The sequence below is a fragment of the Kitasatospora sp. NPDC001175 genome, from assembly GCF_053598215.1.
The window spans coordinates 1-11,620 of record NZ_JBSFJU010000121.1 but is presented as its reverse complement, the minus strand read 5'-3'; the positions used below and the strand labels follow the sequence as shown (position 1 = coordinate 11,620).

The following is an 11,620-nucleotide window of genomic DNA, read 5'->3' as shown; positions in this document are numbered from 1 at the left end:
GTGATTGCCGCCCAAGTGATCAGCGACTCCGCGTGTTGGATGAGCCGTTCGTAGTCTCTGGCGTGTCGGCGGGCGTGCATGATCCAGGCCAGACTTCGCTCGACCACCCAGCGACGAGGCAGGACAACGAACCCGACCGCATTCTTGGGTCGGCTCACGGTCTTCACGGTCAGGTTCAGGTATTTCTTTGCCCAGGTCACGAGCTGGCCCGCGTAGGCGGAGTCGGCCCAGACGATGGTGATCTCTGGGTGCATCAGCCGCAGGCGGAACAGTACTTCCTTGGCGGCGTCGCGGTCGGTCATGTCGGCCGGGGTGACCATGACGAACAGCGGCAGGCCTTCGGTGTCCACGACCAGGTGCCGTTTGCGGCCGTTGATCTTTTTCGCGGCGTCGTAGCCGTGGGAGTCCTTGCCGACGGTTTCGGCGGCCTTAACGGATTGGGAGTCGATGACGGTGGCGACCGCGCCAGGGGATCGGCCCATCTCGCGGCGGATCCGCTTGCGGAGCTGGTCGCGGAGCTGCCCGACGACTCCGGCCGCGGCCCAGCGGGCCATGTGCCCGTAAACCGTGAGCCATGGCGGGAAGTCCTTTGGCAGGGCCCGCCACTTGCAGCCCGTGTCCACGACGTACCGGATCGCGTCGACGATCTCGCGGCGCGGGTGCTTCTCCGGCCGCCCGCCGGTCGGGCTCTCACAGGCCGGCGGTGGCAGCAGCGGTTCGATCAGTGCCCACTCGGCGTTCGTGGTGTCCGAGGGATAGCAGCGGCGACGGGTCACGGAACCCTCCCGGCAAGGCAGGGGCCCGGGTGCCGGGCCGCGAGGCGGTCGGGCACCCGGGCCGGTCAGGCATTGACGTTCTCGGCGATCACATCGAGCGTGGACTCGACCGAAGCCAGCTGGGTGTTGAGGTGCTTGATCCACCGGCCCTTGGGCTGAAGGACGGCGTGCGGGGCGACGACTGCGGTGATGAACCGTCGGATCTCGGTGAGCTTCTCCCGGATCACCGCCAGCTCGTAGGGTTCGAGCTCGACGGGGTCCGAGCAGAACTTGTAGCCGTCCGCCCTGGTCCAGATCATGGGCGGGTAGCCGCGCTCGGCGATGATGTCGCGCAGGCAGGCCAGTCCGGCGCGGACCTGGCTCGCGCTCAGCTCGCTGGATCTGACCAGCTGGTCGAAGGTCAGACCGGCCGGGCGGGCCTCGAAGAGGACGAACCGGACGGTGTCGGCATGCCGTTCGGCGGCGGGCGACCGGCGCTGGGAGGCGCGGGGCACGGCTACTCGCCTTGGAGGAGTCGGGCCAGCTCGCCGTCGACGTCGACCTTGCCGGTGTCCACCGCGGTCTCGATCCAGTCGAGGGTGGCCCGGCAGGCGGCGATCCGTTCGTGGATGATGGCCTGCTCGTCCGCGCTGAGCTGGCGGTCCCGCAGGCCCGGGACGACCCGGCCGGCGGCAGCGACGAACGCGTGGCAGGCGGTGACGAGGTCCAGGAACTCCGCTGACCGGTCGATCTGCCGGACTGCGGGGGCGATGGGGCTGGTCTGCTCGAAGTGCTCGCGGGCCTGCCGGCCCCGCTCGACCTGGGCGTGGTTGACCTGGTGGCGGGCCACGTCCCTGTTGACCGGATTAGCAGGCGACACGCGGCAGTACAGAGCGGGGCACGCGCTGGCTGACCGATAGACCTCACATCGTGATGAGAGGGAAGAACTGGTGAGGTCGTTGGAGGAGGTGGAGCGGGATCTCGCTTCCATTCGCCTGCCGCGGTGGGGCAGGGTGATCCCGGCAGAGGGTGTCGTTCCGTGGCTGGTGGTGGCCCCTGACGGGGCGCCGGTGGTCCCTGTCCGACGGTACTTGCATGACTTCGTGGCCCGGAACCGGCCCGGCTCGGTCCGCAGCTACGCATACGCACTCCTGCGGTGGTGGCGGTGGCTGCTCGTCGTCGGGGTCGAGTGGGACAGGGCCACGTCGGCGGAGGTCCGGGACCTGGTGCTGTGGCTGCGGCAGACAGCCAAGCCGCGCAACTCGCCGCGCACGAAGTCGGCGGCCACTGCGGGCACCGTCAACCCGATCACCCGCAAGCGCAACCTGGACGACCAGTACCAGCCCCGGACGATCCGGCACAGCAACGCGGTCATCCGCAGCTTCTACGAGTTCTGGATCGAGACCGGGCACGGGCCCCTGGTCAATCCCGTGCCGCTGGACCGCAGGGGCCGCCGACCGAACGCCCACCACAACCCACTCGAACCGTTCAGGCCGGAAGGCCGGATTCGCTACAACCCCAAGGTCCCCAAGAGCAAGCCGCGCGAGATTCCTGACGAGCGGTGGAACGAGAGCTTCGGCGCCCTGCGCTCCAACCGCGACCGGGCGCTCCTCTCACTGGACGTCAGCAACGCGGCCCGGGCCAGCGAACTCCTCGGCATCCGGGGCGTCGATCTGGACTGGGGCGACCAACTGGTGCGGGTCAGCCGCAAGGGCAGCGACGACCTTCAGTGGCTGCCTGCCAGCCCCGACGCGTTCGTCTGGCTTCGCCTCTACCTGGCCGAACTCGGCCCTCTGGAGCCGAACGACCCGGTCTGGTGGACGCTCCGCCGTCGTGACCGGGGCCACGGATTGCAGCCCCAACCGATGAACTACGAGGCCCTGCGAGCGGTGTTCCGCCGGATCAACGCGGTACTTGGTACGAACTACACGATGCACGACCTTCGGCACACCGCCGCTCTGCGGATGAGCCGGGACAGGAACCTGACCCTGCTCGATGTGCAGACGATCCTGGGCCATGCCCACCTGAGCACCACCGCGGACGTGTACCTCCTGGAGGACGAAGCCGTGGTGATCCGCCGCGTCGCCGAGCACCTGGCCCAACGGGAGGAACGTGCTCGGCAGCCCGTGACCCCGGTCGCCGCCGGCTACCACGCTGCCGACCTGGCCGTGCTGTTCGGAGGCCTTCCGCAATGACCGCGACCATCACCACGCCTGCAGGGCCCGTTCCGGCGGGCCTTCCTCTCCAATCCCGGCGGGCGCCCGCCCCGGAGAGCGGCCCGTTCGACGGCCTCTCCGTCACGGGCGTGCTGGAGCTGCTGCCGTCGCTGGCGACCTTCCCGCCACCGACTGGCCGGCGCAACCGAAGCAAACGCGCGGACCGCTCGCGCGGGACCACCCGGATCTTGGACTGGCTTCTGACCTTCCCGGGCGACGGATGGCAGGAGCGCTGGATCCTCTCGGGCGCCGACCGCAGCGTCGAGTGGATCGACCAGGTCACGGCTGGCTACGGGCGGATCGAGGCGACGCGGCGCGAGACCACGACGGAGGGCCTGGGGTGCGTCCTGCTGGCCAGAGTGGTGCGGCCGAGCTACGAGTTCCTGCAGTGCTACCGCTCCTCGGGGCTCTACCGCCACGCCAAGCAGGAGTTCGGCGCCGAGCTGTTCCACCAGGTCCGGCAGGCAGGGATGGCCCGTGGAGTGATCCCCAGCCAGCTGAGCACGGCCGAGAACAGCCTCGTGAAGGTCTCCTTCCGCACCGGGCGCGATCTTGCCCGGCTCACGGCCGATGATCTGATCGCCTACCACGAGTGGCACAGGCGGACCTTCGCCAAGGCCCCCGCCGGGCTCCATTCTGCCTGGGACCTGCTGCGTGACGTTGGTGTTCTGGCGGAGGGGCTGTCCCTGCGCCGGACGCTGGCGCGCGGCCCGCTGTCGACCGCGGAACTCGTCGACCGGTACGGCGTCCAACCAGGGCCCGTCCGGGACCTTTTCGTGCGCTACCTCGACGAACGCCGCCCCAGCCTGGACTACAGCTCCCTGTCCGGCCTGGCCAGCCAGCTGGTGGGCGCCTTCTGGGCCGACATCGAGAAGCACCATCCTGGGATCTCCAACCTTCACCTGGCCCCGGAGGTCGCCGAAGCGTGGAAACAGCGGGTGAAGGTGATCACCCGCGAAGGCAAGGCCCCTGTGCCCCGCGAGAACTGGGCCAGCGTTCTGGCCTCAGTCCGCGCCTTCTACCTCGACATCACCGAATGGGCCCTTGAGGACCCGAACTGGGCGGCATGGGCGGCCCCCAGTCCGGTCCGCCGCTGCGACACCGGTGGCTTCACCAAGGTGAAGAAGAAGGCCCGCGCCAAGATGCACCAACGGGTCCGCGAACGCCTGCCCCGCCTGCCCGAACTCGTCGACGCCACCGAGCAGCACCACGCCGACCAACAGCAGCTTCTGTCAACGGCCGACGCCACCCCGGTCGGCGAGACCTTCACCCACGACGGTCGGCACTACCGGCGCATCGACAGGAAGCAGGACCGGAGCAGGAAGCGCTTCCACTACCGGCCCACCATCGTGCTCGCCGAGGACCTCGCCACCGGTGAGCAACTGGACCTCACCCGCGGCGAGGACGAGGCGTTCTGGGCCTGGGCGGTCATCGAGACCCTGCGGCACACCGGGATCCGCCTCGAAGAACTCCTGGAACTCACCCACCTGGCCCTGGTGTCCTACCAGCTCTCCGACACCGGCGAGATCGTCCCGCTACTGCAGATCGTCCCCTCCAAGAGCAACGAGGAGCGGCTCCTGCTCGTCAGTCCCGACCTGGCCAGTGTCCTCGCCACCGTCATCAGTCGGCTCCGTCGCGACAACGACGGCATCGTGCCCCTCGTCGCACGCTACGACCCGCACGAGCTGGTCACCGGCCCGACGCTGCCGCACCTCTTCCAACGCCGCGTCGGCTGGAAACGCGACGTCATCACCACCAACATGGTCTACCAACTGCTCAACGACACCCTGTCCCGGGCCGCGCTGACCGACCCGACCGGCCAGCCCCTGCGCTACACACCCCACGATTTCCGAAGGATCTTCGCGACCGAAGCCGTCGCCGGCGGACTGCCGGTCCATATCGCAGCGCGTCTACTCGGACACGCCTCGCTGACCACCACGGAAGCCTACGTCGCCGTGTTCCAGGACGAGCTGATCCGCTCCTACCGGGCCTTCCTCGACCAGCGCCGGGCCGTCCGGCCCGCCGAAGAGTACCGCGAACCCACCGACGACGAATGGCGCGAGTTCCAGCAACACTTCCAGACCCGCAAGCTCGAACTGGGCGACTGCGCCCGCCCCTACGGAACCCCCTGCCAGCATGAACACTCTTGCCTGCGCTGCCCCATGCTCCGGGTTTCGCCCCGGCAGCGGCCCCGGTTGGTGGAAATCATCCGTAACCTCGGCGAGCGCATCGAGGAGGCACGAATGAACGGCTGGCTCGGCGAAGTCCAAGGGCTGCGGGTCAGTCTCACCAAGGCCAGGGAGAAGCTCACCGCCCTCGACCGCAGCTTGGAAAGGGCACACGGCCGAAGTGAGGGCGGCATCACCGACCTCGGCATGCCGGTGATCACCACGCCACGGCGAGCGCCAGGCTGACTGCCGGAGTGATTCCGCTGATCAGCCGCCGAGTCGAGCCGGGCTGATGCCTCAGAAGGCAGCCACCTCAGCACACAGCCGGGGCAACGCCCACGGCTCCAGTACGCCACCGACCAGCTCGGCCAGGAACTGAACCGCCCCACCGGTGTAGTGCCACCAGACGGAACTCCGCGACGCGACGGTGACCGTCCACTCTCGCGGGTCCGCAGGGCTGGTGGTCCACAGGAAGAAGTCCCCTTGAGTTGACCCGGCCCAGGGCAGCAGGCCGCCTGGAGCAGGGTACGGGTGGAGCGGGACTGTGAGGTCGGCCTCCTTACACCAGTCCGCGATGGTCTCCAGCTCTTCTCGCGTTCCCTGTACCCATGCATCCTCACAGCCAGGTGTTGGAGCGCCAACGCCCAGGAAGTCGCCGATGACAAAAGGCGGGTAGATCTCGCAGAGGAGTTTGTAGTCAGCTGGCAGATTGACGCCCAACCCGGCCTCCAGCGCAGGCCAGTTGATGACTGCTGGAGCTGGCAGCCGCAGCGAGGCCAGTCCCGGTACCGCGAGTTCCAACGCCGCGATCGCCTCTGTGGGATCAGTCAGGCGGCGCACCGGGGTCTGGGTGCCAGCAAAGTCGTCCATGCGCCCAGAGTGCCAAAGCAGAACATCGCCGACGTCACGGCCCCCTGCTTCGGGGCGTAGTCCGGATAATTATCGGCCATCGCCTTAAACGCGACGTCCGGACGCCGCAGCAAGCCGGTGGTCACCTCGGCGGCTACGGTCTCGTCGCGGGTCAGCTCTTCGACCACCCGGACCTTGTCTTCCGACTTGACCTGGGCGACTACCGCCGGGCGCCGCAGGAAGTCGGAGGTGACGATCGCGGCGACCTCCTCGTCCCGGGCCAGGGTGTGGATCGCGCTGATCTTCTCCTGCGGCGTGATCGGGTTCTCCACCTGCCGGCCGACCCGCCGGTTCGCCTCGTCCGGCGTCCACCGCTTCTTGCCCGGGGGCGGGGTGAGGATCGCGGCGAACCGTTCCTGCTCGTCGGCTATGCCGGCCAGGATCCGGTGGACTGTCCAGGACACCCCGGCCTGCCGCCGGGCCTGCGGCCACTTCGAGGCCACCCATCTGAGCGTTTCGACCGTCTTGTAGGTCAGGCCGATGTCCTCCGCCAGGCGGGCCAGCGACTGCCTGACCGTGAACAGGTCCTGTCCCGGCAGCGCGGACTGGCTGCCGCCGACCTCGCGCATCGGCTCGATCTCCAACGCGCCGTCGCCGATCGTGAACTGGCCCCTGGACTGGGCCGCCACCACCTCGCGCAGCTGGGCCACGATCTGCTCGTAGCGGCTCTGGCTGACGCTGCCGACCTTGTCGGCCTTTTCGATCTCCTCGGGCATGGCACTTCACCACCCACCGCGGGCCGGGGCACGGCCCTTCGGCCGTGACGGGACAGGGCCCGCTTCCGCCCAGCAGAGTCAGCCAGAAAATCCACTGATCACAACAATCAACCTGCAGATGAACGGAGTTGAAAGCTTATGAGCACATAATCCGTTCGCAATACGGTCACTGTGACCGTTCGTCGAGCGTTTCTTTGCGGCGCCGCCAGGCCCTCACAACGCACCGCCGCGAGCAGTACCGGGCGTTCGAGCGCCGGTCAACGCCGACCACCCACCGGGCCCCACACTCGGGGCACTCGGCTTCACCCTCACCGCTCCGTACAGCCGCCACCCGCATCCGCAATCGGCGGTCCACACGCCACTGCCTGGCCCGACACGCCGAAGAGCAGTACACGGCATGAGGCCGTGCTGCCGGCCTCAGCCGTTCACCGCAGCCTCTGCACTTCCGATCTCCGGCCTGCCCGGTGCCCCTGGACACCACGCCAGGGTAGGGCTCAAGGCTACTCAGAAACCCGGTTCAGAAACAGGCACTAAGCGGATAGCCTCCGGCGGGAACGAGCGGCTGACGGGAGTGGACGTGGACATCGAGGAGATGCTGGACCGGCTCGGCGCGGTCATCGGGCCGCCGCCTGCGGGCGGAGTGGTCCCGGTTCCGTGGGAGCTCGGGCCCGAGGTGCTCGGTTTCCAGCTGCCCGCGGACTACCGGGCGTTCGCCGACCGGTACGGCATGGTCAGTATCAGCGACGAGCCGCACATCTACACACCATCGGCAGCGCCCAGTCCCCAGGTCGGGCAGCCGCCCGGTTTCGAGGGGTTCCTGTACAACACGACGGAGCCCTACGGACACTGCGCCTGGCTGGCCGAGGTCTACCGGGACGGGGACTACGACGAGTGCCCGTACCCGTTGTTCCCGGCCGAGGGAGGGTTGCTGAAGTGGGGCAACAACTACAACTCGGACCATTTCCAAAGTGCCATGCCCGCAAAGCGAGTGGACGCAGAGCCGGCGGGTCGAGAGGATGCTCCCGAAGATCGACCTGCCGGACCTGTTGTTCGGGGTGAACGCCTGACAGGCAGTCAGATTCGGTGGCGGTGAGTGCCGACACTGGGAGTGACGACGGACGCTCTTATCTTTCACTTAGAACGTTTCCCTAGCGTCTCGTTCATGATGATGCAACGTGGTGCGGTCGGATCTGTTGTCCTCACGGCCGTGACCTTGACGGCCACCGTCGGGGTGGCCGCCGCGGCTCCCGCCCCCGACAAGGCCGCCGCCTCGGTGTCCCATGGCAAGGTGACGGACAATCTGTACATGTCGCTCGGCGCATTCGAGGATGCCACGTCCGGCGAGGACCCGAAGGTCAAGGCCATGATTGACCGTACGGACATCGGCGGCGTACAGGTGGTGGTGCCCTGGAAGGCCCTTGAGGGGAAGAAGGGGGAGTACAAGTGGTCGCGGCTGGACAATGCCCTGAAGTATCTCCAGGGACGCCACAAGAAACTGTTCGTCCAGGTTCAGGATCGGTTCTTCGATGTAGCCGTGAAGGACGCCAATGTTCCCCAATATGTGAAGGACGAGGGCGGGGTCGCGCCGACGGTCGATGAGAACCCTGACAACCCCACCACCCATGGGGCCATGGCCGCGCAGTGGAACAAAGAGGTGCGAGCAGACTTCCAGGCCATGCTGAAGGCGATGGCGGAGAAGTTCGACGGCGAGCTCGCCGGGGTGAACCTTCCGGAGACCGCGGTCGAGGTGGACACCAAGAAAGATCAGACTAAGTACACCTCGAAGTCCTACATCGATGCTGAGATCGACAACATGCGCTACGGCAAGAAGGTCTTCACCAAGACGCAGTTCATCCAGTACATCAACTTCCTGCCGGATGACGACGACCACAAGCGCATGAAGGAGATGTTCGACCTCGCCAGGGACAAGAAGATCGGCATCGGAGGACCGGACACCCTGCCGGACCGGAAGTACCAGATGGAGAACTCCTACAAGTTCCTCCACGAATACAAGGATGCCCTCCCCCTCGTCGCGATGGCCGTCCAGGAGCCCGACATCAACGCCAAGGACCCCAAGACCGGTAAGCCGTACACCCGCGAACGGTTCACGGACTTCGCCCACGACTACCTCGGTGCGCGCCAAATGTTCTGGACCACCGAAGCAGACTGGCTGCAGAAGCCCCCGGCATGACACGTGCACGAGTGCGGCCACTCAGACCGCGTTTGAGATCTCGTTCCGAGGCCACTCAGGGAGTGCTCTAGGGCGCGTATCGAGTTGTGAGCAATCTGCGGGAATCGCTGTTACGCCGAAGCTTGATTGGCCAGCTCGTCCGACTCTTAGTGGCCTTCGCCGACCAACGCGACGCCGTCGTGAGTATCCGTGCGGCTGGGTGGCTGAAGTTGGTGCGGGCGGCAAGACCGGAGACCATGCCCAATGGGCAGTAGATCAGTCCTCCTCGGCAAACTCAGCGGCTTTTGGAAAGACGCTGGTGTTGATGTGCCCCGAGAGCCAGCCGACCAGGAACTCGACCGCACCCGCAGGATGCGCGTCGTAGTATCAGCCCCTCGGATTCCAGCAGACGACGGTCCACTCGTCCGGCTTCCCGTCAGTGAGCCAGCACACGCGGTCCCATTGTCGGTTCCTGCCTACGGCAGGAGTCCGCCAGGCTCTGGGTAGAAGGGGTACTGGCAAGCTTCGGGGTTACTCTCCCGGAAGTTGCGTTCCTGGCCCAACAGCCGCTTCGCCGGCCCGACCAGCAGGTCTCGCCCGCCAAAGGGCGTAAGGGGCGTCAAGAACTCGGCGAAGTGGTAGGCCCCGTAGGCCCCGACCAACTGCTTGAAGTCGGACGGGAGTCCGACGCCGAGTGCTGCCTCCACCTCGTCCCAGTCTCCGTGCGCCCACAGCGGTTGCGACGGCGGAGGAATGAGGCGAGTGAGGTCGTCGAACGCGGTCATAGGGTTGAGCTTAGCTTGACTATTAACCCCACCAAGATCATGTCTTGGTGGGGTTTGTCGTTCGCCTGACAGCCGGGCGGCCTTTGCGTGATCGTGTCTTCTCGCTGAAGTCGACAACGGATCCACCCAAAGGCCGTGATGGACAGTCTGCAAGATGACGCCGCGCGCGTCGGGGCTCTGGCCGGGTTGTCCCGGTTTCGCCGCGAGTTCTACGAGTGCCTGCCCCTGCGGCGGATGCCCTGTTCGAGCTGATGGACGCGGTCCTGTGCGCCGACGGGCCGGTCATCTCGCTGCCGGAGCTGTCACTGGAGCCGGTGCGCCGGCGCGGGCACGGGGCGATGTACGACGTGCTCGCCCAGGGGCGCATCGCCGTGTCCCGCCTCCGCGTGGCGCTGGCCGGCCTTGATCTGCCGCGCAGGACGGACCGGCAGCTGTCCATCGCGCTGGACGTCACGCCCTGGCCGCGCCCGGACGCCGAGTGCTCGCCGCAGCGGTTGCACTGCCACCGCCCATGCCGCTGCGACGGCGCGCGCCAGACCATCCCCGCCTGGCCCTACCAGGTCGCCGCCGCCCTCGGCGGTGGGCGCTCTTCGTGGACCGGCCCGCTGGACGCAGTGCGACTGGGCCCCCAGGACGACCCCACCGAGGTCACCGCGGCCCAGATCCGCGAGTTTCTCGCCCGTCTCGAACAGGCCGGGCAATGGCAAGCGGGTGACCCGCCGATCCTGTTCGTCATGGACTCCGGCTACGACCTCGTGCGACTGACCTGGCTGCTGCGCGACGCGCCGGTCCGGCTACTGGGACGCATCCGCGCGGACCGGGTGATGCATGGACCAGCCGGGAAGCGCCGCGGGCACCGGCCCGGGCGCCCGCCCCGCCACGGAGCGGAGTTCCGCCTCGCCGACCCGGCCACCCACCCCGCCCCTGTCCAGGAGTCCGCCGGCATCCACGACCGCTTCGGCGAGGTCCTCGCCCGCTGCTGGGGCCGACTGCACCCCAAGCCGGACCGGCGCGGCCCCTGGGCCGACCACGAGGGCGAACTGCCCCTCGTCGAGGGCACATTGGTCCACTTAGTGGTCGGCTCCGGAAGTCCTTCGGGGGTTGATCATGCGACGAGGCGGAGTGAGGATCTTCCTGGTGATCGGCGGTGTGCCGGTCGAGCCTGGCCAGCAGATCGTCCAGGTCGGAGGTGGTGAACTTCCACTGGAACGGCTGTGCTGTGGCGTTGTAGCGGTCTTCGAAGGCTCGGAGCCGGTCCCCGACCTGGAAGAGGTCGGTGAAGTCGTTGGGTGAGACGACCTTGCGCTGGACGACGGAGAAGTAGATCTCCACCTGGTTCAACCATGAGGCATGGATGGGGGTATGCACCATCACCGCGTTCGGGAACGCGGCGGTGAGCCGGTCGGCGGCCTTCTTGCCTCGGTGGGAGGAGCCGTTGTCGACGATCCAGAACACGCGCTTCGCGCTGGCATAGGGCTCCTGGAACCGGATCGTCTTCGACAAGCTGCTCCAAGTCCTGCGGTTCGGCTGCTCCTACGAGGCGATAGCGGACTCGACCTGCTCGGCCGCCACGATCCGAGGCCGCCGCGCCGAACGTGCTCTGGGGCGGGGACATGACCGAGATCGACACGGGCGAGGGCAAGCTCTACCTGGCCACGGTCATCGACCTGTTCTCCCGCCGTCTGCTCGGCTACGCGATGGGCGCCCACCACGACGCCGAACTGGTCGGCGCCTCGCTCAAGATGGCCTCGGCCACCAGGGGCGGCGACGTGGACGGCGTGATCTTCCACTCGGATCGCGGCAGCGAAGGCGGATTCAACTGATCGTCGCAACACCTCGATCGAGGAGGTTGTTGTGGCTCAGGGAAGGGCTCGTGCGGCACTGAAGGCGGGTCGCCCGCC

10 protein-coding genes and 4 pseudogenes are annotated in these 11,620 nt (G+C 67.5%); 7 read left to right on the top strand and 7 right to left on the bottom strand.

All coding sequences use genetic code 11. From position 1 onward, the window contains the following. The 3 genes and pseudogenes from ACWDAK_RS39045 to ACWDAK_RS39035 form a co-directional block, all read right to left on the bottom strand. A partial coding sequence (locus ACWDAK_RS39045) for an IS5 family transposase (protein WP_427396124.1) occupies positions 1 to 776 on the bottom strand: 776 nt, incomplete at its 3' end. Between the two features lie 65 nt (positions 777 to 841). Further along, a complete protein-coding gene (locus ACWDAK_RS39040) occupies positions 842 to 1,270 on the bottom strand; it encodes a RacP protein (protein ID WP_344641611.1) in 429 nt (142 codons plus the stop codon). A 2-nt stretch (positions 1,271 to 1,272) separates the two neighbouring features. Then, a pseudogene (locus ACWDAK_RS39035) lies at positions 1,273 to 1,608 on the bottom strand (DUF6192 family protein); the annotation flags it as partial. A 250-nt stretch (positions 1,609 to 1,858) separates the two neighbouring features. On the opposite strand from ACWDAK_RS39035, the gene ACWDAK_RS39030 reads away from it, so the two are divergent. Then, positions 1,859 to 2,950: a tyrosine-type recombinase/integrase gene (locus ACWDAK_RS39030; RefSeq protein WP_427396123.1), complete on the top strand. Its 1,092-nt coding sequence runs from the start codon at positions 1,859 to 1,861 to the stop codon at positions 2,948 to 2,950. Beyond that, positions 2,947 to 5,385 carry a tyrosine-type recombinase/integrase gene (locus ACWDAK_RS39025; RefSeq protein ID WP_427396122.1) on the top strand — a complete coding sequence of 813 codons (2,439 nt, stop codon included), beginning with the start codon at positions 2,947 to 2,949 and terminating at the stop codon, positions 5,383 to 5,385. The genes ACWDAK_RS39030 and ACWDAK_RS39025 overlap by 4 nt, the downstream gene beginning before the upstream one ends. Positions 5,386 to 5,436: 51 nt before the next feature. Here ACWDAK_RS39025 and ACWDAK_RS39020 read toward each other — a convergent pair whose 3' ends face one another. Together ACWDAK_RS39020 and ACWDAK_RS39015 are read right to left on the bottom strand one after the other, a co-directional pair. After that, positions 5,437 to 6,009 carry an SMI1/KNR4 family protein gene (locus tag ACWDAK_RS39020; RefSeq protein WP_427396121.1) on the bottom strand — a complete coding sequence of 191 codons (573 nt, stop codon included), beginning with the start codon at positions 6,007 to 6,009 and terminating at the stop codon, positions 5,437 to 5,439. A gap of 68 nt (positions 6,010 to 6,077) precedes the next feature. Next, positions 6,078 to 6,764: pseudogene (locus ACWDAK_RS39015) on the bottom strand (DUF6192 family protein); the annotation flags it as partial. Between the two features lie 577 nt (positions 6,765 to 7,341). On the opposite strand from ACWDAK_RS39015, the gene ACWDAK_RS39010 reads away from it, so the two are divergent. Both ACWDAK_RS39010 and ACWDAK_RS39005 read left to right on the top strand, forming a co-directional pair. Next, positions 7,342 to 7,857, top strand: coding sequence for a hypothetical protein (locus tag ACWDAK_RS39010; RefSeq protein WP_344641576.1), 516 nt, complete (start codon positions 7,342 to 7,344; stop codon positions 7,855 to 7,857). A 69-nt stretch (positions 7,858 to 7,926) separates the two neighbouring features. Further along, a complete protein-coding gene (locus ACWDAK_RS39005; protein ID WP_427396120.1) occupies positions 7,927 to 8,955 on the top strand; it encodes a hypothetical protein in 1,029 nt (342 codons plus the stop codon). A gap of 455 nt (positions 8,956 to 9,410) precedes the next feature. Here the strand turns inward: ACWDAK_RS39005 and ACWDAK_RS39000 are convergent, their stop codons facing one another. Beyond that, positions 9,411 to 9,719 carry a hypothetical protein gene (locus ACWDAK_RS39000; RefSeq protein ID WP_427396119.1) on the bottom strand — a complete coding sequence of 103 codons (309 nt, stop codon included), beginning with the start codon at positions 9,717 to 9,719 and terminating at the stop codon, positions 9,411 to 9,413. 215 nt (positions 9,720 to 9,934) lie between these two features. On the opposite strand from ACWDAK_RS39000, the gene ACWDAK_RS38995 reads away from it, so the two are divergent. Further along, positions 9,935 to 10,915, top strand: a complete 981-nt coding sequence (locus tag ACWDAK_RS38995) for a transposase (RefSeq protein ID WP_427396118.1) — start codon at positions 9,935 to 9,937, stop codon at positions 10,913 to 10,915. Positions 10,916 to 11,009: 94 nt separating this feature from the next. Here the strand turns inward: ACWDAK_RS38995 and ACWDAK_RS38990 are convergent. Then, positions 11,010 to 11,222 (bottom strand): annotated as a pseudogene (locus tag ACWDAK_RS38990) (transposase); the annotation flags it as partial. Here ACWDAK_RS38990 and ACWDAK_RS38985 point away from each other — a divergent pair. After that, positions 11,203 to 11,313: pseudogene (locus ACWDAK_RS38985) on the top strand (IS5/IS1182 family transposase); the annotation flags it as partial. The pseudogenes ACWDAK_RS38990 and ACWDAK_RS38985 overlap by 20 nt on opposite strands. Before the next feature lie 19 nt (positions 11,314 to 11,332). Then, complete coding sequence (locus ACWDAK_RS38980; RefSeq protein ID WP_427396117.1) at positions 11,333 to 11,542, top strand: DDE-type integrase/transposase/recombinase; 210 nt, start codon at positions 11,333 to 11,335, stop codon at positions 11,540 to 11,542. Positions 11,543 to 11,620 lie beyond the last annotated feature (78 nt).

Excerpts from the sequence above, each read along its gene's own strand:
- ACWDAK_RS38980 (WP_427396117.1), top strand. The coding sequence starts at position 11,333 with ATGACCGAGATCGACACGGGCGAGGGCAAGCTCTACCTGGCCACGGTC.
- ACWDAK_RS39000 (WP_427396119.1), bottom strand. The coding sequence starts at position 9,719 with ATGACCGCGTTCGACGACCTCACTCGCCTCATTCCTCCGCCGTCGCAA.
- ACWDAK_RS39020 (WP_427396121.1), bottom strand. The coding sequence starts at position 6,009 with ATGGACGACTTTGCTGGCACCCAGACCCCGGTGCGCCGCCTGACTGAT.
- ACWDAK_RS39005 (WP_427396120.1), top strand. The coding sequence starts at position 7,927 with ATGATGATGCAACGTGGTGCGGTCGGATCTGTTGTCCTCACGGCCGTG.
- ACWDAK_RS39025 (WP_427396122.1), top strand. The coding sequence starts at position 2,947 with ATGACCGCGACCATCACCACGCCTGCAGGGCCCGTTCCGGCGGGCCTT.